The organism is Spiroplasma citri (assembly GCF_001886855.1).
In the GTDB taxonomy this organism is placed as follows: domain Bacteria; phylum Bacillota_I; class Bacilli_A; order Mycoplasmatales; family Mycoplasmataceae; genus Spiroplasma; species Spiroplasma citri.
This window is the reverse complement of sequence record NZ_CP013197.1, coordinates 560,054-586,188: the sequence shown is the minus strand read 5'-3', so window position 1 is coordinate 586,188 and position 26,135 is coordinate 560,054. Positions and strand designations below refer to the sequence as shown.

Below are 26,135 nucleotides of genomic sequence, written 5' to 3'. Positions count from 1 at the left end.
TATAATAAATATGGTATGATGATGGCGATAAGGGGTTGATTAAATATGTCAAAAATTATGAAAAAAAAGATTATAAATTATTGGAATCTAAATTTAATGAATGAGAACAAGATATTTATAATCATAAAGAATTAATTAAAAGTTTAAAAGCATTAGCAAATACATAATTAAAAAAGAGATTTAATTATCTCTTTTTTTATTGTATAATTTACTAGTAAATAAAAAGTGGTGATTAAGATGAAGGAAAGTATGCTATCAAAATATTTAAAAATATCTTCAATAGAAGCAAACAAAATAGAAATGGCAATATTATACTTATTATATAAATGCAAAAAAAATTTATTTTTAAAACATATATATATAAATTTATTGCCCTTTTAGAAATAGAGGCAGCAAAAAGATATGCAAATCATTTCTTTAAAATGGATTTTGTAGCATGAGAAATGGGCCCCGTTCCTATTAGTTTTTTAAATTATGTAGAAAAATATAAAGGAAAATTTTTATATTTTAAATATTTAACAGAAGAAGAAACAAAAATTAAGTTTTATTTAGAAGATAAAAAAAATAATTATAAAGAATTTAGTTGAGATTATTTTTCAGAAGAAGAAACAAAAATATTAAAATATATAACTACTATTTTTATTGAATATTTAGGCTTTCAAAAAACAAATGATGTTATTGAATATACTCATTATTCAAAATCTTGGCAAGATGCTTGAAAAAAAGCAGTAAAAGAAAGAAAAAAACATATGATTTAGATTTTTCGTTAGATATAAACACCGATGAATTAGATGAATCAGAAAAAGATGAAATAATTAAATTATATAAGGAATTTAAATATGGTAATTAATACTAAAAATTGTTCATATGTTATTGATAATTCTGATACCACAGTATTTATTAGCGGAAACCCTAAAAAATCTTATTTGTTTCCTTTATTAATTACAGAAGAAAAAGAAATACTTTTTATTAGAATGACAACTAAACTTCCTAAAAGTGAGGAAAAAAAATATTGAAAATTTAAATTGAAATGAAATAGAAAAATTAAAAAAGACTACTTATATTAGATTTGATAAAAATAAAAGCGACATTCACAGTAAATTTGAAAATAAAATAAAAAAATATGAGTATATTTATGATGAAAAATTAGAACAATATAGAGAAGAAATTTTAAGAAAAGCACTTAAATGTTCTTATATTCAACCAATATATTATAAATATATAAATGAAGAATTAGAAAAAATTAAAAAATAAAACAAAAAACTGATTTAATTGTAATTTTAATTCTTGTATATTTGACAAATAATTTTAATGACGGTATCATCACCACAAATAAGTTATGTTTCTAGTTGTAAGAAAAGTCTATGGTCTTTATGGCCTATGGTGTTCTATTGCTTTTAATCGTAAACCAAAAGGAATTTTACTTATTTTGACCTTTGAATTAACTATTGAATGAAAACTAGATATAATAGTTATTAAACAATACAAAATTATAGATGAGCCATATGGACTTGTCCGCTATTGGTAAGAGCGTAGTCGCTTCCTCATCTAAAAAAAGAGATTTTAATATCTCTTTTTTTATTTATAGTATCGCACAGACTATTGACTGGCAAGGTTTCTTTTCTTTATTTAAACTTGCAAGTAGAACCTAGAATAACTCGCAACATCACTTGCTATTTAATTGTAGCATGTTTTTATAAAATTAAAGGAAAAATAAAAAAATATGGTATTATATACACAAATTTTCATTTATTATATATTTGACAAATATTTTTAATGACGGTATCATCACGATAATAAGTAATGATTATTACTTATTGAAAATAAAACAATAGTAATTATAATTATTAAAATTAAAAAAATTTGTATTTATTCAGTCGTATTATAGTAAATAAATAACCTTGAACTTGTCTATTTTGTTGATCTTTACTCATCAAGCACAAGAGAGGAGCAGACACACAACAGTAATAAGACTGTTCACATAATATTTAAGGAATTTGCTACGACTGAATAAATACAAATTTGTATGTATTATAACATAAACTATTTTAAAGACAATATAAATTGTCTTTTTTTATTTGACAAATATTTTTAATGACGGTATCATCACGACGACAATAAATGATGGGGTTAATTATTATTGTTAAGGCTGGTGATTTTTTATGTTAGATAATAATGAAAATAATAAGGTAGTTAAATTATGGCAATAGTTTTAAAAACATTTCCTAATTGTAATGTAGAAGCATGTGATGATGGAATTATTCAAGATTTTTTTGTTAGTTTTTTTGTTAAAGATAAAAATATTATTTTTTTAAACGAAGAAAAAAAATTAATAAAAAGACACCTTGGAAATAAAGTTGTTTTTAATCATACATATATATTAATTTATGGGCGAATTATTGAAATTGAAGAAGATACAGAATATGAATTACAAGCAACCAATAGAAATTCAATTAAAAAAATTATTTTTAATATTAATTTAATAACAAAAAAGAATGAAATTAAAACACTAACAAACGAATTATTAAATGAAAGTAATTTATCATGAGAAGATATTAAAAACGAAGAATGAAGCTATGATATTGAATTATTTACTTATCAATTACAAAATAACACAATTTACAATATAAAAGAAAATCAAAAATATTGAGAAGACTTAAAACCACACACAAAACTAAACAACGATCTAAACAATAATTTTAACAACTTTGAAGAAACAATGAATAAAAACATGATTGCTAATAACGCATTACATAGTGAATGAGATAAAACATCTAACAAATTAGAAAAAAAATATTTATAAAAGAGAGGTAAAAAATGGCATTTAGATTTATAACATTTGACAATACAGAAGATTATTTAACAGACCGCGACCAAGCAATATACTATGATTTTTTGTTAAGAAACCAAACAATCCCCTACTATGCTAATAAAGAATTAAGCAATAAAAACGCTATAAACTTATTAGGCAATAGCGATAATTATAACGAAGAAATGTTAAAACTATGTGATAACAATTCAACTGGTTTTTTATTTTACGGATTTGGCGAACAAGAAAAATTAGAAGCAGAATTCAAATATGAAGACAACGGAATTCAAGTAAAAATAAAAACAAAAAAAGGAAACAAAGAAATACCATTTTTTTATTTAAGCATTTGCGGAAGAATGATTAAAGTAGAAAACAACACCACAAACGATATCAACGACTTAATTCCCTATGCAAAAAACCAAGCAGAAACAACAACAACAATATTTTTAACAATTAAAATAGATATGTCAAAAGCACCATTAGTATATCCAATCCCCGATATAGACAACCCAGATGAAAACTACCAATATATTAATAAAAATTTTATTGAAAGTTTAGAAGAAAACAAAAGCGAACAAATTGAAAAATTAACAGAATTATTAGAACAATGCCCCATTAACACTAAAATTGACGAAGTTGAACCAAGCGGAATTAACAATAAATTCTATTTTGAAAAAACCAAGGAAGAAGAAAACAAACCATGAAAAAATATTAAAAGTGCCATGACTTGAAACGATAATTCAAAAACAATAGCAACCGCCATAATCGATAACATTAATCAAGTAAATGATTTTAAATACCAAGCAATTTATCAAAATAAATGTGCCAGCGAATATTTTGTATGAACAGACAAAGGAAGATTAACCCAAGATAACTTAAACACAAGACATAAAGACGGAATTTATGAATTCCCTATTCTTAGTTTTAATTTACCCCTAAAAGGAGAAAAAATAAAATCCTTTAATTGAGAATATACCGCACGAGTTCCCATTCGTTTTCAATCAATCAAAAACCCCAACAATTTTATTAATTTTTGCGAATATGCCCGAGAAAAAATAGAAGAACACAATAAAAAATGAAATAAAGAAATGGAAAAAATGAATCAAAAAACAGCACAACTAGACAAAAGAATTAGAGAAATGCCCTACAAAATAGAAAGCAGTGCCAAATATGTCAAAAGCAGATTAAAAGAAATGACACCACAAGAAAAACCATTTAATACGGTTGATAATAAATATTATTATGTAGTATGGCGTAGTGTTAAAAATGATGATTGAAAAATTATTAAATTTAACAATAATGAAAAAATTAAAAGATGACATCCAAAAACTTTGGATGTACAAAATAATATTAAACTTTGCTTAACTAACTATGCAGAAATTCCAATTGATATTGATTTATCGATTGATGCAAGCACAATTAATCTTTGAAAAAGTGATAATGGAACTTATTTTAAAGCAGTTTATCGTTGAAATGGTGGCGAAGAATGATCACCAATATTAACATATGATGGTGGGATGATTAAATTTTGGGTATGAAAAGATTTTAAAACATGAGAAAAAGCACAGCGTGGTATTGTGACAACGGCCGCTATTGGTTTAAGAGCATTTGGAAGTTGAGAACCATTAATTTGATAATAAGGAGAATAAAAAATGAGTGAAACTATTTTAGAAATTATTGTTTTGGTTATATCACTTTTTACTGGTGGGACAACTGGCATAACAGCAACTATTTTGAGTAAAAAACAACAAAAAATTAGAGATGAAAATAAAGAATTAAAAGAAAAAATAAACGATATTAAAATTGAAATTAATAATATTAATACGAAATTAGATGTTATTACAATCATAAATAACAAACTTGCTAATAACAACAAAATAAATATCAGACAAAAAAACAAGGATGGTAATAAAAATGAAAAAGAAAAAGACTAAGTTATTTTTTCTACGATTAGCATATTGAATAGTTCACGGTTTAACATTGGGATTGCCAATTTTATTCACTGAAATTAATAAACTAATGCTAAAATTAAAAGAAAAAATTAATAATGAATGTATTTTGCTAGGTGAAAATAAAGAAGATAATATTAATGACATAATTAAAAAAGATGATGAAAAAGAAAATTAAATAAATTAAAAAAGCAATTTTTACTAAATTGTTTTTTTATTCGCCATTAACTTTTACATTACCATCATTATTAACAACTAAATCAGGTAAATTTTCTTCTCCGCCATTTCAACGATAAACTGCTTTAAAATAAGTTCCATTATCACTTTTTCAAAGATTAATTGTGCTTGCATCAATCGATAAATCAATATCAATTGGAATTTCTGCATAGTTAGTTAAGCAAAGTTTAATATTATTTTGTACATCCAAAGTTTTTGGATGTCATCTTTTAATTTTTTCATTATTGTTAAATTTAATAATTTTTCAATCATCATTTTTATCACCACCCCATACTACATAATAATATTTATTATCAACTGTATTAAATGGCTTTTCTTGTGGTGCTATTCATTCTAATTTTTCTTTTATTTCTTTGCAATTTGTACATATTTGGTTTTCTTGTTTTAGTTGTTGTAATTCATCTTCGTTATATTGTGGTATATTATTACAAGCAACTAGACTTGTTGTGCTTGTACCTAGTAATGTAATTGCTCCTAAAAAACTTAATCTTTTTTTCATAAAAAGTCAGTCCTTTCTTAATATTTTATTTATATAAAAATTATATAATGAATATAAATATATACAAAGAATAATGATAAAAATTTATTTTTTTGATAATATGTTATCAAAAGAAAAAAAGAACAAGTGGAGGAAAAAGTGGAAAAAGAATCTAAAATTGAATTTGAAACTGAATTTGAAAAAATTGCAGCAGAAATAAGATCTTCTTTTGAATATTTTTTAAAATATAATCCAAAAAGTGAAGAACAAATAAAAAAAGAAAATGAATTTTTTAAAGAAATATTTTGAGAAAAATATAATAAACATGTTAACGATGAAAAATGTCAATTTACTGGTGCAAGAGGGTTGTGTTATAGAAAAGCAAAAAAAGGATATGAATGTATTGTATGTAATAGCCCATGTTGCTACATTTGTTATAAAAATTATTATAATTGTAAAGAATGTCTTTTTTGTTTTAGTGATGATGATTCTGATTTTAAATATTATTTAAAAATTTATTTTAACGAAAATTATTATAAGCAAGATTAAAAATCTTGTTTTTTTATTTTAAATTAAGATATAATATTTTTGTTATCAAAAAAGTATCAAAATTGTATTAAATAATATTAAAAAAATTAAATATTTGAAAAACAAGTTAAAAATAACTTGCTTTTTTTAGGTGTTTATTTTAATGTGTGTGATGATTTATTTTTAAATCAGGAAAGGAAACAACTTTAAAATGGATATTAATAGTATTATTAATGGAAAAAACTTTTTTAATGAAATATATAACGATTTAGAAAAATATGCTATTAGAGAAATTGCATATAGATTAGAAAAATGAGATGATTTTATTTTTCAAAATTATCAAGAAGATGATAATTTTAAAGATTTTAGAGTAAAAGAAATTAGAACAAAAACATTAATTACTTTAAAGGGGAAAATAAAATTTAAAAGAAGAAGATATTGTTGAACTAATCCAAAGACGGGAAAAACAGAGTATGTTTTTATTTTAGATATAATTTTAGGAATTAAAAAATGACAAAGAATGGGAAATGATGTCAAAGAAAGAATATTGTCATTTTTGAGTAAAGATAAAAAATATTGCGACATTTCTGGTACATTAGAAAAAGCAGGAATCAGTTTAATGTCAATTTCAAATACTATAAAAAATGCAACAACAAACGACAAATATTATATTAATAAAACAAATATTAAAATAAATGTCCCTCATACTTTATATATTCAAATTGATGGTACTTATATAAAAATGTGGAACCAAAATGAAAAAATAAAAAAACACATCCTATTGTCTACCGTTCATACTGGCTATGATCAAATAAAATCAACTGAAAAAAGACCAGTAATTGCAAATAAGTTGGGCGTTTATGAAATGGATAATATTCCAAATTATATTACTAAAAAAACAAAATTAAGACCTTTTGTTGTTAAATTAATACTTTTAATTATAAATATTTTGTTTATAAAATTTTAAAAAGTTTTTCTTGGTTAATTTGTTAGGATTATATCCTTCCTTTGCTCATTTTAATACTGAATGGTCTTTATAAAAGTATTCAGTCTGATGGAAAATATTATGCATTATGCCACTAATATTATTAAATCTATTAACTCAATAAAACATAATTTTTTTCTCTTTTACTTTTTGTTCAATCAATGAACGAAATACAGAAACCAAAGGCAAATCTAGATAACTACTAAATTCTGTGATAATAATTTTATAATCTAGTTTTTTCAAAATATTATCAATAAAAATAGAAAAATATTCTGCAAGTTGTTTTATAATATTACGTAAAATATCAATATTATTACCAATAACTACGTTTTTATTAATGTTATCCTGCACTGGTGATAATTCTTTAAAGCGCACTTCATAAGCAATATTAACCTGGACTCTAATCCCTAATACTGCTTGGGGAGTATCTTCTAATAGTTTTGTTATGTTCTCAAAATTAATATTATACAAAGTAAATGAAATATCATTTTCTCCTAAGAACAATGACATTGTATCAACATAATAATTTGAATATCGATCTTGTAAATCTTGATTCAAATTATTAAACTCTGCTTTAAAACCAACAAGCAAATGATGTAAAAAACGATATTTACTAATTGCTGTGCTCGTTAAAGTTAATAAACCATCATTTTTTGTTTTTTAACTCTGCGACTAGTTCTTCAAATGATGATATTTGCTCTGGATATTCCTTAAATAATATCAATCATTGTTTTTGTTTGTCATCATGTTGATAAAGTTTGCTTTGCTTACTTTTTTATTTGATTTAAAATTCCAAGATCTTGATGACCTTCCATTTCATCCTCTTCAGGCTCATGTTTTGCTCGCACTGTACAACTAACAACACCCAAACTACTACCGAAACCTAAAACAAAAACACTAAAAAGTGTTAATAACCGTTTCATCTAATTGCCATCTTCTTTTTGTAAGACACTTTTAATTATACTTATTTTTAAAAAAAGCACCTTAGTGTTTTTAACAACCAAGTTGCTTAATATAAATATTTTTAAAAATAATTTGTCTTAACTATTTTCTTTAAAAGCAATGACTTCTATTCCTATTAAAGCTGCTTTTGGTAAATCTTTAACAGCAAAAGTACTACGTGCCGGTTTATGCTCTTTAAAAAAGGATTCATAAATTTCATTAACAACAACAAAATCATTAATATCACTTAATAAAATTGTTGTTTTAATAACATTATCCTTAGTATACTTTGCAACGGTTAAAATAGCATTAATATTTGCTAATACTTGTCTTGTTTGATCACTAATATTATCAACTAAAAGCATTGTTGTAGGATTTAATCCTAATTGTCCAGAAATATACAAAAACCCATTTGCAAGTTTAATCGCTTGGGAATATGGACCTACGGCTTGTGGTGCTTGAACAGTATGAATTAATTCCATTATGGTGTAATTGAATTAATAAATTCTTGTGCCATTACCGTATATCCTGCTTTTTCCAAATCAACAACAATCTTTGTTAATTCAATCCTCATGTTAATATCAATTACTAAGCGAATAATTTCACGATTAATTTCAAGACTATTTTCTAATTGTGAATCAAAAATTTGATAAATTTGAACACCATGCGAATCAACAATATTAGTAATTTTACTAATATGTCCTTTCCCTTAATGGGGCATCAATTTTTAAAATAATTCGACGACGTTGGTTAATTAAAGCACGGTTATTAATATTTAAAAATGTTGTTACATCAATATTACCCCCTGATAAAACACAGGCAATTTTCTTATTTTTAACATTTAATTTATTAAATAATACTGCAGCGGTTGTTACATCACCAGCACCTTCAGCAACAATTTTACAATTTTCAAATAAAAATAAAATTGTTTCTGCAATTTCTGCTTATGAAACCAAAATAACATCATCAACATATTTATTTAAAATTTTAAAAGTAATATCCCCACATTGTTTAACAGCAATTCCATCAGCAATTGATAATTTACCTTGAACAGAAAATGGTTTATTCATTTTTTGTGCTTCATAATAACTTGGAACATTCTGTGTTTGTACTCCAATTAATTTGCACTTTTGATTAACTGCTTTAATATACGTGGCAATTCCGGATAAAATCCCCCCCCGCCCGCCAATTGGAACAAGAACATAATCAAGATCTTGTAATTCTTCAAAAATTTCAATGCCAATTGTACCTTGGCCACTAATAACATCAATGTCATTAAATGCATGAACAAAAAATTTATATTCTGCTTTAGCAATTTCTAAGGCTTTTTTATTGGCATCATCAAAGAAATCACCATGTAAAATTACTTCAACACCATAATTTCTTGTTGCATTAATTTTACTAATTGGTGCTTTTTGAGTCATCACAATTGTTGCTGGTACTTTTAATAAATTAGCTGCAAAACTAATCCTCTTTGAATGATTCCCAGCACTCGCTGCTACTACTCCTTTTGCAATTATTTCTGGTTTAAGTTCCATCATTTTTGCTAACGCCCCACTTAGTTTAAATGAACCAGCCCGTTATAAATTTTCTAATTTTACATATACTTTATTGCCAGTAATTTGACTTAATTTTGTTGCAAAGATCAATGGTGTTTTAATAATATGATTTTTAATTTTTTTATATGTACTTTTAATTTTTTCTTTTGAAATATCAAATTCCATACAATTTGCTCCTTTTTTAAAATAATTTGAACCTAGTTTAATTATAATAAAAAAAATACTTTAATGGACATTAAAATATTTTTAAAACATATCTTCTTTAATTTTGTTGCATAATCCTACTTAAAACTTATTCTAATTGATTAACCTTGTTGCTGTTTCTTCAACTGTTTCTTTCGTAATTTACGATTAGTGGTCATATTGGGAGGTAACGTAATATTTAATTTTTGTAATAAAAAATCAAATGAAAATTCAACTTCACTAATTTTAGCAATCTTAATCCGTTTTTTTAATGCATATTGAGTGACATAATATAAATGTAATGGTGAATTTAAAACAAAATTTAACGAATTATTTGCTCGATCATATCAATTTGGTATTCGGTTTAAATTAAAATAACGAATCATTGCTTGGGGATTATTAGTCACCAAATAATAACTATTTTTAATATTAAAAGCAGCTAATTGTCCCGTATAAATTTGTGTTCCATTCATTACCATTGTAAATTCATCAATATAATCCTTAATTTCATCTAGTAAATGGGATGAAAAAAAGACAGTTTTACCACGTAGTGTTAATTGCTTTAAGTAAAAAATAATTTTTTTTCGATTATTAATATCTAATCCTGCTTCTGGTTCATCTAAAATTAAGATTTCAGGGTCATGAATAATACCCTGAATAATCATTACTCTTTTTTTCATTCCTGATGAAAATGAATTAACATCTTTATCACGGTGTTCTCAAATTTCTAATGATTTCATTAAGTATTCAATTCGGTCTCGAAGATATCTCCCCCGCAAACCATTTGTTTTTCCTAAATACTTTAAAAAATTATAAGAACTAATGTTTTCAGGAAAAGTAACAAACTCAGGAACATAACCAATCATTTTTTTCATACTAATTTTTGTTGCTTTTTTCCCAAAAATTGTAATATCACCCTTAAAACCTTTTAAACCACCAATTAAAGATTTAATAAAAACTGTTTTTCCGCTCCCAGAAGCACCTAAAATGGCGTGTAATTTTCCACGACTAGCATTAAAATTAAACGGACCAACAATACTATTTTTAAACTTTTTACTAAAATTACGCGAAGCAATCGCAACATCGCTAAGTACTAATGCATTATTATTCATGATTTAACATCTCCTTCTTCCTGCCTTAAGTAATATTTTTGCGACGTAAAATTAAATAAGCATTAACTAAAAACAAACCAGATATTCCTAAATAAATATATAACAATAAATTAATATTTAAGAATGGAAGCACAACAAGGTCAACCTTTTTATCTTGTTTTAATGATATTGGGAAATCTTGATAACTCATTAAATAATTATTTTGAACATTAAAATTAATGTTGCTTCGTTGAAGTGGTTCAAATCAAAATGGAACATATGATAAAGAACTTGTTCAAATTTGATTTCAATGTTCAATAATATTAATTTTAGAAATTAATTCATATGTTTGCATTAAATCATCATATTTTTGTCATTCTGTATTTATTTTAAGTGGCACAGCTTCAAGTAATTTATAATCCATTATTTTTTTTAAAATATTAATTTCAATTTCTCTTAAAACATAAAGTGTTTTAATTTCAAAACCATCCTCAATTCTATCTTCAGCTCCAAAATAATTAAGAATTCAATCTTGAAAGTCAGGACCATTATCATATTCGGAATCAGCTGGTGAAATTCCAGTCAGAGCAAATTCGGCGCGAAAAACATTTACTGGATTAAATCCATTTGGTTCTGACAATTTTTGGTTTTCGGTTCCTACCTTCCCATCAGATGATATTAAACTATAATAGGATTTATCTAAATCAAAGTAAAATAACGAATTTCCATTTAAATCATTTGTTCTAAGATACAACTCTCATGATTTTGCACTTTTTTCAATAAAGTTAATACAGTCAAGTAATTCTTGATGAATTTCATTATTTGGTTCTAATTCTCCTGGTGATTTAAAAAAGAAATTTGTTGCAAAATTCAATTTCATTTTAAGATTACTTCCGCCAACTTTATTAATAATCTCAAAAATGGTTTCATCCTTATTATCATATTTATATTTTGTTATTTTATCTCACTTATTAAGTTGTTCAATTGTATAACTTTCTTCTTTCGGTTTTGTTAAACCTAATGATTGATAAAATTCTAATCGTTTAATTCGTAAACTAGGATCACTTGTAATATTTTCATAGTCGCGCGTTTTAAAAACTTTATCTAAATCATCGTAATCTCACGAATTATAAAAATCTCAAATTTTACTAGTCAAATTATTATATTTAATTAATTTTTTTTCTAAATTTCTTTTAAAATTAATTGTACTTTTAATAATAAGAACGGGATAATTTTGTTTAGTCATACTAGTTTCTATAAATGACAAATCAATTGTATTCGCTAAACTCATAATTAACGAATATGGCATCCCCCCAACTAAAAATAAACTACAGAAAATAACAACAATTAACAAAACTACTTGCGAATTTAAAAAAGTTACAGCAAATAAAATACCACTTGATGCAAAAAAAGACAATGCTAAAGAATACAAAAGTAATTTTAATAATAAATTTTGATAAACTTCTAAATATTCTGAATTATTATTAATTAAATAGCCAATATAACCAATTCCTAACGCAAACAAAATAATTGCTCCTAAGAAAAAGATAATCAAAATTCAAAGTGAAATTAATTTTAAGAAAAATAAAGTAAAACGAGAATATGGTTTGGAAATTAAGAGCAAATATGTACCATCTTCAAATTCTCGACCAAAAATTTTAATGATGACTAACAAAACAAACAATAATAATAAAATATTATTAAAAATAAAAACTCCATATTGAAAATTTTTTAAAAAATCGTAAATATTTGTTGAAGATAAAAAAAGAGTAATTGCAAGTGCAGCAAATAAAACAAGTGACAACAACACTAAAACTCAAACTGCCATTGAACGGCGGATTTTAAAAATTGAAAATGATATTATTGAATATCATGAATTTGATTTACCTTTTCTAAGCATTCTATTCTCCATCTATTTTTTAAATTACTTAATTTATGCTTGTCAATTTTATAGCAGATATTGATTGTATAAATTATTTAAGGGTATTTAATATATTTTAAGAAATTATGGGATAAATAATCCACCTACTTAATTTAAAGATACCATGTTTAATTTTATTGTCAACAAATTTTTATATTTTTTTAAATTTAATCACAACAAAAAATTCATTTTTATTAAAATTATTTAACTTAAAAATAAAATTAATAAAGATGTAAGTTTTGTTGTTCAGTTTTATTAAAATTATTATATAAAATACTATTATTTTCTGGTGGTTTTTCTGATTGTTTAAAATCCTTAATATTATTTCTTAATTTTAGCATACTAGTATTCAATTTATTTTTAACAGTTTTTTCGCTATAAATTCCTTTTTTAGAAAATATCCCCTTACCATAACGGGAAACATCGCCCTCCATATGACAACCAATATTATTTCATAATGTTTGATTTTTAATGCCACCCTCGTTATTTTTAATTAAATTAATTGTTTCTCTTAAAAACTTTTTAGAACTAGGAATAAATGACTTACTTTCTTTTAAACATTGTAATAATTCATAATATTTTCCATTATAAAAATAATCAACAACTTGTTTAAAAGTTTCTTCATTTTCTTTAATTATTCTTCGGTGGGGTAATAAATCCTTAAATCTTTTTACTAAATGAAATTTGTCTATTGTATAATGAACTTTGTTATTAGGAAAACGATTTGCAATATCTTTTTTAACCCCTTTAATTCAATTTGCTCCATCACCTAAAATCATAATTTCAGTATCATCTTGAATATTATAATTACTTACTATCAAAAGTATTAATTTAACAACAAAACGGTTTAATTTTGTTTTTTTAGAAATATAAATTGGAATATTATCTATTTCGTAAACACCTAACTTATTTGCAATTACATGTCTTTTTTCGGTTGTTTTTTCTTGATCATAACCAGTATGAACAGTAGATAATAAGGTGTGTTTTTTAACCTTTTTTCTATCGTATTCTATTTTAAGAAAAGTTCCATCAATTTGAATATATAAAGTATGCGGAACTTTTATTTTAATAGTGGTATTATTAATATAATATTTTTCGTTTGTTGTTGCGTTTTTTATTGTATTTGAAATTGTCATTAAACTAATTTTTGCTTGTTCTAAGGCATCTAAAATATCGCGGTATTTTTTATCATCACTTAAAAACAATAAAATTCTTTCTTTGACGTCATTCCCCAGTCTTTGTCATTTTTTAATTTTTAAAACTTCATCTAAAATAAAAATATATTCTTCTTTTCCTGTTATTGGATTAATTTTATAATATCGTCGTCTGCGAAATGTTATTTTACCTTTTAAAGTAATTAATGTTTTTGTTCTTATTTCTTTTACTCGATAATGTTTAAATTTATCATATTTTTGATAATTTTGAAAAATAAGATCATCTAAATTTTCTAACCTAGATGCAATTTCTCCAACAACATATCTACTCAAATCTTCATATGTTTTATTAAAAAAGTTGTCACCATTAATAATATTATTAATATCCATTTTAAAGTTGTTTCCTTTCCTGATTTAAAAATAAATCATCACACACATTAAAATAAGCACCTAAAAAAAGCAAGTTATTTTTAACTTGTTTTTCAAATATTTAATTTTTTTAATATTATTTAATACAATTTTGATACTTTTTTGATAACAAATGTATTATATCTTAATTTAAAATAAAAAAACAAGATTTTTAATCTTGCTTAATTATTATTTTTTTGTTTATTTTGTAAATTCATTAATGTTTGATAAAATTTTTTAACAACTTTAAAATCTAAATAAAAATCATCTTCTTTGTCTTGTTCCTTATATGTTTCTATATTTTCTTTTAAATCATTAGTTATTTTTCCTTTTTCATCAAAATTAACAAATATATATTCATGATAAAAACTTCCCTCAGGAGTTATTTTAAATTCAATACCTGAAACATTATCATTTTTATCAAGATAAACAGTAAGAATTTGTATTCAAATATCTTGCTTAATTTCTTTGATTTCTTCAAAAAGTTCTAATATGTTGTGGTTTCAATTAATATCTTTAAAAAAACCACTTTTTTCGTCTTCTTCGTTATCATTTTCTTCATTATCATCATCTTTGTATATATTAAATTCATCCATAAAATGTTCTGATTCGGGTTCAAAAATTGCTTGTGGTGCCATATATATAATTAACTTCCTTTCTTAAAATTAAAATTTTTGTTTGATACTGTTAATATATTATCAAAATAAATATTATTTTTGAATATTTATATTTTAATTATATTTTCAATAAATAATCATTAAATTTGCATAATTCATTATATAATTTTTATATAAATAAAATATCAAGAAAGGAGTGGGTTTTTATGAAAAAATGATTAAGTTTTTTAGGAGCAATTACATTATTAGGAACAAGCACAACAAGTCTAGTTGCTTGTAATACACCACAATATAACGAAGAAGAATTACAACAACTAAAACAAGAAAACCAAATATACACAAATTGCCAAGAAATAAAAGAAAACTTAGAATGAATTTGTCCTCAAGAAAAACCTTTTAATCAAGTTGATAATAAATGATATTATGTTGTATGAAAAAAAGATAAATGAGAAATAAATAAAATTTTTAGAAATTATAATATTAATGTAAACCAAGAATATATTATATACAAAGATAATAACTATGAATTAAAGTTTTTCAGAGGTATTAACAAAATAAATAAAATACAAGACACATCTTTAATCTATAATTCTAATAATCCTTTTGGCTTTGCACAATGAGGTGAAAGAAATTCTGATTATATAAATTATATTAAATCAGTTTATCGTTGAAATTTAGATAAAGAAAAACCTGATTTAGTAGTTGATATTGATGGTAATGTAAAAGTTAATGGTGAATAAAAAAAGCAATTTTTACTAAATTGCTTTTTTTAATGTATTTAATTTTCTTTTTCATCATCTTTTTTAATTATTTTGTTGATATTATCTTGTTTATTTTCATCTAACAAAATACATTCATTATTAATTTTTTCTTTTAGTTTTAGCATTAGTTTATTAATTTCAGTGAATAAAATTGGCAACCCCAATGTTAAACCGTGAACTATTCAATATGCTAATCGTAAAAAAAATAACTTAGTTTTTTTCTTTTTCATTTTTATTACCATCCTTATTTTTTTGTCTGATATTTATTTTGTTGTTATTAGCAAGTTTGTTATTTATGATCGTAATAACATCTAATTTTGTATTAATATTATTAATTTCAATTTTAATATCATTTATTTTTTCTTTTAATTCTTTGTTTTCATCTCTGATTTTTTGCTGTTTTTTACTCAAAATAGTTGCAGTTATACCGGTTGTTCCACCAGTAAAAAGTGATATAACCAAAACAATAATTTCTAAAATAGTCTCATTCATTTTTTATTCTCCTTATTATTAAATTAATATTTATCAATTAGTACTCAATATCCAAATGCTCGCAAACCAATAGCAGCCGTTGTTACAATACCACGCTGTGCTTTTTCTCATGTTTTAAAATCTTTTCATACCCAAAACTTAATCATATCCCTTTCATCATCATATGCTAATATTGGTGATCATTCTTCCCCACCATCTCAACGATAAACTGATTTAATATAATTTATATAATCAGAATTTCTTTCACCTCATTGTGCAAAGCCAAAAGGATTATTAGAATTATAGATTAAAGATGTGTCTTGTATTTTATTTATTTTGTTAATACCTCTGAAAAACTTTAATTCATAGTTATTATCTTTGTATATAATATATTCTTGGTTTACATTAATATTATAATTTCTAAAAATTTTATTTATTTCTCATTTATCTTTTTTTCATACAACATAATATCATTTATTATCAACTTGATTAAAAGGTTTTTCGTCTGGTGCTATTTCTTTTAATCTGCTTTTCACATATTTGACGCTGCTTTCTATTTTGTAGGGCATTTCTCTAATTCTTTTTTCTAGTTGTGCTATTTTTTGATCCATTTTTTCCATTTCTTTGATTCATTTTCTATTGAATTCTTCCTTTTTTTCTCGGGCATATTCGCAAAAATTAATAAAATTGTTGGGGTCTTTGATTGATTGATAACGAATTGGAGCTCGTGCGGTATATTCTCAATTAAAGGATTTTATTTTTTCGCCTTTTAGGGGTAAATTAAAACTAAGAATAGGGAATTCATAAATTCCGTCTTTATGTCTTGTGTTTAAGTTATCTTGGATTAATCTTCCTTTGTCTGTTCATACAAAATATTCGCTAGCACATTTATTTTGATAAATTGCTCGGTATTTAAAATCATTTACTTGATTAATGTTATCGATTATGGCTGTTGCTATTGTTTTTGAATTATCGGTTCAAGTCATGGCACTTTTAATATTTTTTCATGGTTTGTTTTCTTCTTCGTTGGTTTTTTCAAAATAGAATTTATTGTCAATTCCGCTTGGTTCAACTTCTTCAATTTTAGTGTTAATGGGGCATTGTTCTAATAATTCTGTTAATTTTTCAATTTGTTCGCTTTTGTTTTCTTCTAAACTTTCAATAAAATTTTTATTAATATATTGGTAGTTTTCATCTGGGTTGTCTATATCGGGGATTGGATATACTAATGGTGCTTTTGACATATCTATTTTAATTGTTAAAAATATTGTTGTTGTTTCTGCTTGGTTTTTTGCATACGGTATTAAGTCGTTGATATCGTTTGTGGTATTGTTTTCTACTTTAATCATTCTTCCGCAAATGCTTAAATAAAAAAATGGTATTTCTCTGTTTCCTTTTTTTGTTTTTATTTTTGCTTGAATTCCGTTGTCTTCATATTTGAATTCTGCTTCTAAGTTTTCTTGTTGGCCAAATCCATAAAATAAAAAACCAGTTGAATTGTTATCACATAGTTTTAACATTTCTTCGTTATAATTATCGCTATTACCTAATAAGTTTATAGCGTTTTTATTGCTTAATTCTTTATTAGCATAGTAGGGAATTGTTTGGTTTCTTAATAAAAAATCATAGTATATTGCTTGGTCGCGGTCTGTTAAATAATCTTCTGTATTGTCAAATGTTATAAATCTAAATGCCATTTTTTACCTCTCTTTTATAAATATTTTTTTTCTAATTTGTTAGATGTTTTATCTCATTCACTATTTAATGCGTTATTAGCAATCATATTTTTATTCGTTGTTAAAATTATTGTTTAGATCGTTGTTTAGTTTTGTGTGTGGTTTTAAGTCTTCTCAATATTTTTGATTTTCTTTTATATTGTAAATTGTGTTATTTTGTAATTGATAAGTAAATAATTCAATATCATAGCTTCATTCTTCGTTTTTAATATCTTCTCATGATAAATTACTTTCATTTAATAATTCGTTTGTTAGTGTTTTAATTTCATTCTTTTTTGTTATTAAATTAATATTAAAAATAATTTTTTTAATTGAATTTCCACTGGTTGCTTGTAATTCATATTCTGTATCTTCTTCAATTTCAATAATTCGCCCATAAATTAATATATATGTTTGATTAAAAAAAACTTTATTTCCAGGGTGTGTTTTTATTAACTTTTTTTCTTCGTTTAAAAAAATAATATTTTTATCTTTAACAAAAAAACTAGCAAAAAAATCTTGAATAATTCCATCATCACACGCTTCTACATTACAATTAGGAAATGTTTTTAAAACTATTGCCATAATTTAACCACCTTATTATTTTCATTATTATCTAACATAAAAAAATCACCAGCCTTAACAATAATAATTAACCCCATCATTTATTGTCGTCGTGATGATACCGTCATTAAAATTATTTGTCAAATAAATAAGAATTAAAATTACAATCAAATCAGTGTTTTTATTTTATTTTTTAATTTTTTCTAATTCTTCATTTATATATTTATAATATATTGGTTGAATATAAATACATTTAAGTGCTTTTCTTAAAATTTCTTCTCTATATTGTTCTATTTTTTCATCATAAATATACTCATATTTTTTTATTTTATATTCCCATTTACTATGAATGTCATTTTTGTTTTTATCAAATCTAATATAAGTAGTCTTTTTTAATTTTTCTATTTCATTTCAATTTAAAATTTCAACATAATTTTTTTCATCACTTTTAGGAAATATACTTATCATTCTAATAAAAAATATTTGTTTTTGTTCTGTAATAAATAAAGGGAATAAATAAGATTTTTTAGGATTTCCGCTAATAAATACTGTGTTATCAGAATTATCAATAACATATGAACAATTTTTATTATTAATTACCATATTTAGATTCCTTGTATAATTTAATTATTTCATCTTTTTCTGATTCACCTAATTCATCGGTGTTTATATCTAACGAAAAATCTAAATCATATGTTTTTTTTCTTTCTTTGGCTGCTTTTTTTCAAGCATTTTGCCAAGATTTTGAATAATAATGAGTATATTCAATAACATCATTGGTTTTTTGAAAGCCTAAATATTCATTAAAAATAGTAGTTATATATTTTAATATTTTTGTTTCTTCTTCTGAAAAATAATCTCAACTAAATTCTTTACAATTATTTTTTTTATCTTCTAAATAAAATTTAGTTTTTGTTTCATCTTCTATTAAATATTTAAAATATAAAAATTTTCCTTTATATTTTTCTACATAATTTAAAAAACTAATAGGAACAGGGCCCTTTTCTCATGCTACAAAATCCATTTCAAAGAAATGGTTTGCATATTTTTTGGCTACTTCTATTTCTAAAGATGCAATAAATTTATATATATATTTTAAAAATAAATTTTTTTTTGCAATTAATTAATAAATATAATACTGCCATTTCTATTTTGTTTGCTTCTATTGGAGATACATTTAAATATTTTGATAACATAGTTTCTTTCATCTTAATCACCTTTTCTTTATTAATTAAATTATATAATAAAAACCTAAAAACATGCTATAATTAAATAGCAAGTGATGTTGCGAGTTATTCTAGGTTCTACTTGCAAGTTTTTAAATAAAGAAAAGAAACATTGCCAGTCAATAGTCTGTGCGATACTATAAATAAAAAAGGGATTTAATATCTCTTTTTTTATTATTTTTATTATGTATCTGCTAATGCTTTTAAACTTTCCATTAATTCTTTGTGATTATAAATATCTTGTTCTCATTCATTAAATTTAAATTCCAATAATTTATAATCTTTTTTTTCCATAATTTTTGACATATTTACTCAGTCCCTTTTTGTATTAAATTTTAATACCTTGTATAAGATATTGTAACATTTTCTTCAATGATTTTTTCTATTTTTTCAATTATTATTTCATCTAAATATTTTCTTGATTCATAAATTTTAACTATTTCTTTCATACGTGGTTCTCATAAATTCATATATTCTTTTTCAACAGTATTTGTATATCTAAAAAATAAACCACAAGATTTTAAAAATAATATACACGAAATTAGTGCAGTTCTTTTATTTCCATTGTTAAATTTTTGTTTACATTCAAATAAAAACAATAAATTAGCTGTTATCTTATCATTATAGGAATGTTTATACACTAATGCATTAACAGTTTCATTGATTGACCCCTTTCATTTTTCGCCATATAATCCTTCTTGTTTAATTTTTTGTGCTATTTCATGCGACCTATAAACTATTTTTATTAAATAAGTAGCAAATTCATCATCTAAAATAATCTTTTTTCATATTACATTAATTTTATAATCTTTAATTTTTGTTTTATGAATTAATTTAATTATTATTATAGCTAATATCTCAAAAATTGTTATTTTCATTATTTAAATTAGGAGTTTTTTATAAATGCTAATTTAAATAAATTTACATCATTTTTATTTATAAAACCTCATTTATAATAAAACATTTAAATACCTATATTTTTTATTAAATTTTATATTTCCTTAAATAAATAACTTATTACATATTGATTATATAAAAATATAATTATTTGTAAATACCTTTATTACTTGTTTTAAGGGGCATATTAGTTAATAAGTGTTAAAACTTACTTCCATAATCTTACTTGGCCGAATATTAGGGTAATTGTGTTTTTATTGCTTTCTAAAATTATCCCAGATAAAATGCTGTTATATTCTTTATTGTTAAATAATAGGGTAAATTTATCTCTTAGTTGTAAATTGTTTAAATTTAAAATATTGTTATCTTTTGTGATATCAAATTTTATGAGGTGTGAGTATTCACTTAACTTAAATTCTTGATTGCTAATAGTTATAATATTTTCTAAGGTAAAGTCTTTTTCTTATAATTCATAAATTTTATTTTTAATTAAATTATTTTGTAAATTATTGTTTTTTTCATCAAAAGAGATTTCATTATTTTTTAATAAAATTGCTCTTTTATATTTGTTTGAGTTATTTTTTTGGTAAAAATCAATTCTGTTGATACTTTTTTGGTTTAATTCTTCAATTTCTATATTTGTAATACATTTAATATTATCTTTTACTTTATAATTATTTAATTTGATATCTTCTTGTCCTTCTTTGCAAATGTCACAATTTAAAATAAAATTTTTTAAATCAATATTAAATTTTAAAAATATATTTGTTATTTTAAATATTTTGTTAATAAATTGATAACAATTAAATTCTTTTTCTTCATTTTCTTCAAAAAATTTAGGATTATTATTATTTTCATCATTAATTTTTTTATTAAGTTTAATAAAGGGAAGATTGTTATAAATAATTTTTATTAAAGTAAGAAAAGTATATCAACTTTTATTTTTATATATGTTGTAAATTTTAAAATCAAAAATAGATTCAATATTTTTAGTAGTAAAGGTATATAAATTTTCATCTTTGTTTTTTTCAATATGAGTAATAATTCCAATATATAATTGATTTTCGTTATTCAAAATACAAACAATGTCTTCAATTTCAACATTAAGATTATAATAATTATAAGCATTAAAAGTTGATAGTTGCGGGGTATAAATATCTAAAAATATCTTATAATTTTCAACAATACAATTATCTTTATAAAATAAAGATCCTTTTTCAAAATCAACTCCTAATATAATTAATTTAGTTCTATTACCTTGATAAATATTTTTATCTTTTTTAATTTCTAATTTTAATAATTCTTCTTTTGCTTTTTGTCTTGCTTTTTCTTCTGCTTCTTGTTGTGTTTTATTAATTTCAAGCACAATATTAGATAATTCATCAAGATAATCAATCATTAATTTATAATCAGGCGTTTGTAAGATTTGTGAAATAACTTCAGGATAATTTTTCACAAGTTCATCAAAAGGATTTTTTTCAACATTAATTTCTTTTGTTAATTCTGATATTTCTTCTTTTAATTCTTGGATTTGTTTTAAAATTTCTGAATTTAAAGTATTGTTTTTTAACTTATTAATAATTTCTTTTTTATCTTCTCTAATTGCAATTATTTCGTCATTTCAGTGGTTTTTTGTTGAACTTCCTACACCCATTTAATTTCTCCTTTTTCTAAATTAAAATATATTCTTCAAATTTTTTAATATTAATATTTCCAACTTGTTTGTCTTTTGAAAGGTTAGAAGAATATAAAATATGATAGTTTCCTGGTGGAATTTGAATAAAATTAGTATATTTAAAATCTTGATATTGATATATGTTGTATGATTTTTCGGTTTTTAAATCAACTTTTATAATGCTTTGAGTTTTTAATCTACTATCTATTATTATTTTTTCATTTTCATTTATTTCAGCATTAATTTTAAGTTCACTTATTACTTTACCATTAATATTTTCTAATTTTAAATACGGCTCTTTTGTGGGGCCATTGATTGTTATTAGAGTATCTGATGCTAAATAACTATTATTACTAATTTTAGTTTTTTCATTATATTGATTGGCATATTTAATGCGATTTAACTTAAAATAATATTTGTTATTATGCTCATTGTATATTTTTCCGCTTGTTTTATTTGGTTTAATTTCAAATAATTTATCTTCTTCTTTTTTTCAGTTAGTTAATTGTTCTAAAATAAAATCAACCTCTAAATCATTATTATTATTCAATTCTGTTTTAATAATACTTTTAATAATTACTTCACAATAATATTCCAATTTTGTTTTCTCATTTATTCAAAAACTATAAAATAATAAAAAGGGGTAAGATTTATTATCTAAATTAATATTTAATTTATTAATAAAATCATTAAATTTACCATAGGGGTTTGGACTTATAAATAATAATTTAAAATTTATTTGATTTAAAGAATGCTTACTATTATTTAAAATAAAATTATTATCGATGTTTAAATAATTATTATCAAAATTAATATTTAATCCATTAAATGATAAAATAATGATATTATCTAAATCACATAAATTAATTAAATTATCTTTATTATTACTAATTTTAAAAGTTCTAAATGGTAAATTATACATATTTTTCTCCCTATACTCTATTATTTCATTGCCCTATATATTCGAGTATTTTTTCAGCTCGTTCTTTATCATTTTCTCCTTCAATAATAATTGTTGGTTTAAATTCATTTTTATTTTCAATTTTATTATAGTTATTAGTTTGGCTTTCTTGGTTAATGTTTTGTGGTGGTTTATTAAATTTATTATATAATCATACCCCACCAGCAGCTAAGGCAGACAAACTAACTAAAACACCATAAAGAATTGGGTGCTTTGCCATTCCTAATAAAAGTGTTTTTAATGAACTAATAACATTTATTATTTTTCCAATTGTGTAAACAACAGCTCCCAAACTTGCTGATATTCCTAAAATAATAAAAATAGTTTTTTTGGTTGTATCATTAAACATATTAAAAAAATTTGTTATTCCTTTAATAATTAATTGGTATTAAACTGACTTCTAAAAAAGAAACCAAAGACTCAAACACGGGTAATAGGGCGGGTGCTAAATTCATTTTTGTAATATTAATAACATGTTTAAATTCATTTCATTTTTTATTTAATAGTGTTGTTTTGTCAACATTTTCATTTGAAACAATACCTAAATCTTTAATGTTGTTTGTCATTTTTTTAATTTCTTCATCTGATAAGGCAAGCATTGGAATAAGGTTTTTTCCTAACTTAGAACCAAAAATATCCATTATTAAATTATTTTTTTCAGTTTCATCACTTATTTGTTCTAATGATTTTTTTAATTCTAAAAAAATAGTTCCTGTATCTTTTAAAGATCCCTCATTATTTTTAATATTAATTTCTAATTTATTAAAAGCTTCTGTTGTTTCATTTGATATTCCATAAGAAATAGCACTAATACCTTGTCGTAATTTTTTAAAACTCTTTTCTAATTCTTCGCTAGTAATTCCAGTTCTTTTTGCAATATAACGAAATATTTGTAAGTTTTCTGCTGTGATACCGATTTCTTTTGATGTTTTTTTAAGCTCACCAGCATATTTGGCGGTATCAACAGTTATTTTTGTTAAAATTCCTTTGATTGCTAAAAATAATCATTTTTATAATTCGGAATTCGATGTTTTTTAGAATAAATTATCATACAATATTCTTTATCTTGATAAATATGATTATTAGTTGGCATTGGATTTGTTTTGTTTCAAAGGATAAAATCATAAAGCATATCTTTTTTACGAACTCAATCTAAATAATCTATAATTTGTTGTCTATTCATTCAAATTAACATAAATTTAGTTTTTGAAATTCGATAAAACTCATCTAAATAAGTATTTATATCAAATGAATTATGCAAATTATTATCATAAATAGCATTAATATATTTATTTATGCTTTTGGTTATATTGCTTTTTTCATTTATTTGTTCGTTTTCTCTTTTTGAAAAATTATATAAATAGGGCGGATCAGTTAATATTAAATCAACGCTATCATTTTCTAATGTCTTTATAAATTCCAAAGCATCTCCATTTATTAATTTTCCTAAATTTGTTTTAAACATTTTTTCACCCTTTGCCTTTTGCTTCACTTTAAAGGTGATCGCAGGCACTATACTATTGTGTTTTAAAATATGCAGTGAGCTTTATATGTTATGTCTATTTAATATATAATCTTAAAACTTTGTATATTATTTAAAACTTTTTTGGGAATATTTTAATTTAAACTTTTTAAGTCTTTAATTAATTGTTCTTTTTTTCAACACTTAAATTTGTTAAATTATTTTTATTTGTTTTTACTTTTTTAGGTTCACTTGAAAATAATGCTTCTTTCATATTAGTAGAGTAATTTTGTTTATATTGATTATATAAATTAATTAATTCCGTTCCAGTTAAACTCTTTCAAATATTACGCTTTAAATTTTCATCATATTTTACAATAGAATAATAATTATCATAAATCAAACCGATTGCTACTTGTTCCGAATGTTTTTCACTCGGATAAATAAACTTATTACTCAATCAAAAACCAATATGACGATTATGATTAGGTAAATTTATAAATGAAGCTTTATCTGTTCTAAAAACTATAAATTCTCTTCGAATAAAGTAATTTTCTACGTTAATATTCTTCTTATAACTTGGTTTCTGATACATTACTCAAATCAACTCGCTTTCGGTTACACTGCATTGAACAAACATTTAACTTAAAATACAAACTACCAACAAATTTTTTATTCAAAATAGAATGACAAATTTGACATTTACGTTTAATAAAAAATATTCAAATTCCTAACATAATTAATCACACTCCTTTTTTTAATAAACATTGTTATATTTAATGTTTATATATTGTTTATTTAATGTTTAATAAACATTGTTATTAACATTATTAAAAATATAAAATATTAAAAATTGGCACACTGAAAAATCCTATTAACAAGTTTAATAAAAGAAATATAAAATTAAAATTAATAAATCAAATAACATAACTAGTGTGCCATAGATGAGTTATTCATCTTGTTATATTAGAATTATTTAATTTTACTAAAAAATATTTTTAAATACCCAGTTTTTCAATCAGAATCTATCCTTGAATTTTCCAAATTATTATAAAGTCAAATTTTTTCTTTGTTTATATACTTAATTTGATTTAATAAAACTTTGTGATTTTGACAAGTTCATAAAATTTTATTTGTTTCAAATTCTTCGGTGATAAATGATGATAATTTATAACAATTAATAACATCACATATTTTTTGTTGTTTAATAATTTTCATTTTTATAAATCAAATTTAATATTTAATAATAAATATCTTCAAATCATTCTGTTTTTCCGCGATGTTTAACTTTATGAACTCGCTTTGGCATTCCGCATTTACTGCATTTAATCATAATATTGATTTTTTCCATTTTTAGTTTCTCCAATCTAATATTTAACGATTGATTTATTAATATAACTAAGTGAAACAAAACAAGGACAACACCTTTACTAAGTAAGTATGTGAATTATTTATTAATTTCTTAATTTAATATGGTTTTTTCAGAAAGGAAACAACTTTTTATTATTTTAAAAATTATAAATATATAAAGATGCTGTCCTT

The 26,135-nt window shown here is 22.9% G+C and carries 33 protein-coding genes and 3 pseudogenes; 11 read left to right on the top strand and 25 right to left on the bottom strand.

The features are described 5' to 3' along the window. Positions 1-35: 35 nt before the first annotated feature. From SCITRI_RS12120 to SCITRI_RS03090, 8 genes are all read left to right on the top strand, one after another. Positions 36-167 (top strand): hypothetical protein, encoded by a 132-nt coding sequence (locus SCITRI_RS12120; protein WP_257785668.1) that lies wholly within the window; start codon positions 36-38, stop codon positions 165-167. Positions 168-326: 159 nt separating this feature from the next. Next, on the top strand, positions 327-758 hold the full coding sequence (locus SCITRI_RS03120) for a type II toxin-antitoxin system antitoxin SocA domain-containing protein (protein ID WP_071937178.1): 432 nt from the start codon (positions 327-329) through the stop codon (positions 756-758). Beyond that, positions 716-850 (top strand): hypothetical protein, encoded by a 135-nt coding sequence (locus SCITRI_RS12115; RefSeq protein WP_257785686.1) that lies wholly within the window; start codon positions 716-718, stop codon positions 848-850. The genes SCITRI_RS03120 and SCITRI_RS12115 overlap by 43 nt, the downstream gene beginning before the upstream one ends. A 146-nt stretch (positions 851-996) precedes the next feature. After that, positions 997-1,254, top strand: coding sequence for a hypothetical protein (locus SCITRI_RS03110; protein WP_071937176.1), 258 nt, complete (start codon positions 997-999; stop codon positions 1,252-1,254). A 946-nt stretch (positions 1,255-2,200) separates the two neighbouring features. Then, positions 2,201-2,803 (top strand): hypothetical protein, encoded by a 603-nt coding sequence (locus SCITRI_RS03105; RefSeq protein WP_071937175.1) that lies wholly within the window; start codon positions 2,201-2,203, stop codon positions 2,801-2,803. Between the two features lie 14 nt (positions 2,804-2,817). Beyond that, positions 2,818-4,446 carry a hypothetical protein gene (locus SCITRI_RS03100; protein ID WP_071937174.1) on the top strand — a complete coding sequence of 543 codons (1,629 nt, stop codon included), beginning with the start codon at positions 2,818-2,820 and terminating at the stop codon, positions 4,444-4,446. 15 nt (positions 4,447-4,461) lie between these two features. Next, complete coding sequence (locus tag SCITRI_RS03095; RefSeq protein ID WP_071937173.1) at positions 4,462-4,743, top strand: hypothetical protein; 282 nt, start codon at positions 4,462-4,464, stop codon at positions 4,741-4,743. Next, the gene (locus SCITRI_RS03090; protein ID WP_071937172.1) at positions 4,724-4,936 is read left to right on the top strand and encodes a hypothetical protein; all 213 of its coding nucleotides are present in this window, start codon (positions 4,724-4,726) and stop codon (positions 4,934-4,936) included. The genes SCITRI_RS03095 and SCITRI_RS03090 overlap by 20 nt, the downstream gene beginning before the upstream one ends. Before the next feature lie 36 nt (positions 4,937-4,972). Here SCITRI_RS03090 and SCITRI_RS03085 read toward each other — a convergent pair whose 3' ends face one another. Further along, positions 4,973-5,494, bottom strand: coding sequence for a lipoprotein (locus tag SCITRI_RS03085; protein WP_071937171.1), 522 nt, complete (start codon positions 5,492-5,494; stop codon positions 4,973-4,975). Positions 5,495-5,632: 138 nt separating this feature from the next. Between SCITRI_RS03085 and SCITRI_RS03080 the strand changes: the two genes are divergently transcribed. Next, positions 5,633-6,022 (top strand): hypothetical protein, encoded by a 390-nt coding sequence (locus SCITRI_RS03080; RefSeq protein ID WP_071937170.1) that lies wholly within the window; start codon positions 5,633-5,635, stop codon positions 6,020-6,022. 190 nt (positions 6,023-6,212) lie between these two features. Continuing rightward, positions 6,213-6,968 (top strand): UPF0236 family transposase-like protein, encoded by a 756-nt coding sequence (locus tag SCITRI_RS03075; protein ID WP_071937169.1) that lies wholly within the window; start codon positions 6,213-6,215, stop codon positions 6,966-6,968. On the opposite strand, the pseudogene SCITRI_RS12430 reads toward SCITRI_RS03075, so the two are convergent. The 8 genes and pseudogenes from SCITRI_RS12430 to SCITRI_RS03040 all read right to left on the bottom strand — a co-directional run. Beyond that, positions 6,951-7,909 (bottom strand): annotated as a pseudogene (locus SCITRI_RS12430) (hypothetical protein); the annotation flags it as partial. The gene SCITRI_RS03075 and the pseudogene SCITRI_RS12430 overlap by 18 nt on opposite strands. Positions 7,910-8,026: 117 nt before the next feature. Further along, positions 8,027-8,410 carry a Rid family detoxifying hydrolase gene (locus tag SCITRI_RS03065; RefSeq protein WP_071937168.1) on the bottom strand — a complete coding sequence of 128 codons (384 nt, stop codon included), beginning with the start codon at positions 8,408-8,410 and terminating at the stop codon, positions 8,027-8,029. Positions 8,411-8,872: 462 nt separating this feature from the next. Further along, positions 8,873-9,493 (bottom strand): annotated as a pseudogene (locus SCITRI_RS09585) (pyridoxal-phosphate dependent enzyme); the annotation flags it as partial. A gap of 15 nt (positions 9,494-9,508) precedes the next feature. Beyond that, positions 9,509-9,652 (bottom strand): hypothetical protein, encoded by a 144-nt coding sequence (locus SCITRI_RS09870; protein ID WP_155522085.1) that lies wholly within the window; start codon positions 9,650-9,652, stop codon positions 9,509-9,511. A gap of 140 nt (positions 9,653-9,792) precedes the next feature. After that, complete coding sequence (locus tag SCITRI_RS03055; protein WP_071937167.1) at positions 9,793-10,782, bottom strand: ABC transporter ATP-binding protein; 990 nt, start codon at positions 10,780-10,782, stop codon at positions 9,793-9,795. A 25-nt stretch (positions 10,783-10,807) separates the two neighbouring features. Beyond that, entirely contained in the window at positions 10,808-12,661 is a 1,854-nt protein-coding gene (locus tag SCITRI_RS03050; RefSeq protein WP_071937166.1) for an ABC transporter permease, read from the bottom strand. 242 nt (positions 12,662-12,903) lie between these two features. Next, positions 12,904-14,226, bottom strand: coding sequence for an Mbov_0401 family ICE element transposase-like protein (locus SCITRI_RS03045; protein ID WP_071937165.1), 1,323 nt, complete (start codon positions 14,224-14,226; stop codon positions 12,904-12,906). Between the two features lie 200 nt (positions 14,227-14,426). Then, on the bottom strand, positions 14,427-14,882 hold the full coding sequence (locus SCITRI_RS03040; RefSeq protein ID WP_071937164.1) for a hypothetical protein: 456 nt from the start codon (positions 14,880-14,882) through the stop codon (positions 14,427-14,429). A gap of 185 nt (positions 14,883-15,067) precedes the next feature. On the opposite strand from SCITRI_RS03040, the gene SCITRI_RS03035 reads away from it, so the two are divergent. Beyond that, positions 15,068-15,601, top strand: coding sequence for a lipoprotein (locus SCITRI_RS03035; protein WP_071937163.1), 534 nt, complete (start codon positions 15,068-15,070; stop codon positions 15,599-15,601). Positions 15,602-15,639: 38 nt separating this feature from the next. Here the strand turns inward: SCITRI_RS03035 and SCITRI_RS03030 are convergent, their stop codons facing one another. From SCITRI_RS03030 to SCITRI_RS02965, 16 genes and pseudogenes are all read right to left on the bottom strand, one after another. Continuing rightward, positions 15,640-15,852 (bottom strand): hypothetical protein, encoded by a 213-nt coding sequence (locus SCITRI_RS03030; RefSeq protein WP_071937162.1) that lies wholly within the window; start codon positions 15,850-15,852, stop codon positions 15,640-15,642. Further along, on the bottom strand, positions 15,833-16,114 hold the full coding sequence (locus tag SCITRI_RS03025; protein WP_053391401.1) for a hypothetical protein: 282 nt from the start codon (positions 16,112-16,114) through the stop codon (positions 15,833-15,835). The genes SCITRI_RS03030 and SCITRI_RS03025 overlap by 20 nt, the downstream gene beginning before the upstream one ends. Positions 16,115-16,137: 23 nt before the next feature. Continuing rightward, the gene (locus SCITRI_RS03020; protein ID WP_071937161.1) at positions 16,138-17,790 is read right to left on the bottom strand and encodes a hypothetical protein; all 1,653 of its coding nucleotides are present in this window, start codon (positions 17,788-17,790) and stop codon (positions 16,138-16,140) included. Between the two features lie 90 nt (positions 17,791-17,880). Next, positions 17,881-18,393 carry a hypothetical protein gene (locus tag SCITRI_RS03015; protein WP_071937160.1) on the bottom strand — a complete coding sequence of 171 codons (513 nt, stop codon included), beginning with the start codon at positions 18,391-18,393 and terminating at the stop codon, positions 17,881-17,883. A gap of 165 nt (positions 18,394-18,558) precedes the next feature. After that, positions 18,559-18,975, bottom strand: coding sequence for a hypothetical protein (locus tag SCITRI_RS03010; RefSeq protein WP_071937159.1), 417 nt, complete (start codon positions 18,973-18,975; stop codon positions 18,559-18,561). After that, positions 18,965-19,396, bottom strand: coding sequence for a Panacea domain-containing protein (locus SCITRI_RS03005; RefSeq protein ID WP_071937158.1), 432 nt, complete (start codon positions 19,394-19,396; stop codon positions 18,965-18,967). The genes SCITRI_RS03010 and SCITRI_RS03005 overlap by 11 nt, the downstream gene beginning before the upstream one ends. A 385-nt stretch (positions 19,397-19,781) precedes the next feature. Continuing rightward, positions 19,782-19,904: a hypothetical protein gene (locus tag SCITRI_RS12110; RefSeq protein WP_257785685.1), complete on the bottom strand. Its 123-nt coding sequence runs from the start codon at positions 19,902-19,904 to the stop codon at positions 19,782-19,784. A 29-nt stretch (positions 19,905-19,933) separates the two neighbouring features. Beyond that, positions 19,934-20,476, bottom strand: coding sequence for a Fic family protein (locus tag SCITRI_RS03000; protein WP_071937157.1), 543 nt, complete (start codon positions 20,474-20,476; stop codon positions 19,934-19,936). A gap of 482 nt (positions 20,477-20,958) precedes the next feature. After that, positions 20,959-22,149, bottom strand: coding sequence for a coiled-coil domain-containing protein (locus SCITRI_RS02995; RefSeq protein WP_071937156.1), 1,191 nt, complete (start codon positions 22,147-22,149; stop codon positions 20,959-20,961). A 16-nt stretch (positions 22,150-22,165) separates the two neighbouring features. Beyond that, on the bottom strand, positions 22,166-23,092 hold the full coding sequence (locus tag SCITRI_RS02990) for a phage distal tail protein domain-containing protein (RefSeq protein ID WP_071937155.1): 927 nt from the start codon (positions 23,090-23,092) through the stop codon (positions 22,166-22,168). Positions 23,093-23,102: 10 nt separating this feature from the next. Then, on the bottom strand, positions 23,103-23,480 hold the full coding sequence (locus SCITRI_RS02985) for a hypothetical protein (RefSeq protein WP_071937154.1): 378 nt from the start codon (positions 23,478-23,480) through the stop codon (positions 23,103-23,105). A 22-nt stretch (positions 23,481-23,502) separates the two neighbouring features. Beyond that, positions 23,503-24,102, bottom strand: coding sequence for a phage tail tape measure protein (locus tag SCITRI_RS09865; protein ID WP_257785698.1), 600 nt, complete (start codon positions 24,100-24,102; stop codon positions 23,503-23,505). Between the two features lie 23 nt (positions 24,103-24,125). Next, on the bottom strand, positions 24,126-24,596 hold the full coding sequence (locus tag SCITRI_RS02975) for a DNA methyltransferase (RefSeq protein ID WP_071937152.1): 471 nt from the start codon (positions 24,594-24,596) through the stop codon (positions 24,126-24,128). Between the two features lie 152 nt (positions 24,597-24,748). Beyond that, positions 24,749-25,188: pseudogene (locus SCITRI_RS02970) on the bottom strand (DUF3627 domain-containing protein). After that, the gene (locus tag SCITRI_RS10500) at positions 25,166-25,330 is read right to left on the bottom strand and encodes a hypothetical protein (protein WP_167693718.1); all 165 of its coding nucleotides are present in this window, start codon (positions 25,328-25,330) and stop codon (positions 25,166-25,168) included. The pseudogene SCITRI_RS02970 and the gene SCITRI_RS10500 overlap by 23 nt, the downstream one beginning before the upstream one ends. A gap of 235 nt (positions 25,331-25,565) precedes the next feature. Beyond that, complete coding sequence (locus SCITRI_RS02965; RefSeq protein ID WP_071937151.1) at positions 25,566-25,811, bottom strand: hypothetical protein; 246 nt, start codon at positions 25,809-25,811, stop codon at positions 25,566-25,568. Positions 25,812-26,135: the final 324 nt, after the last annotated feature.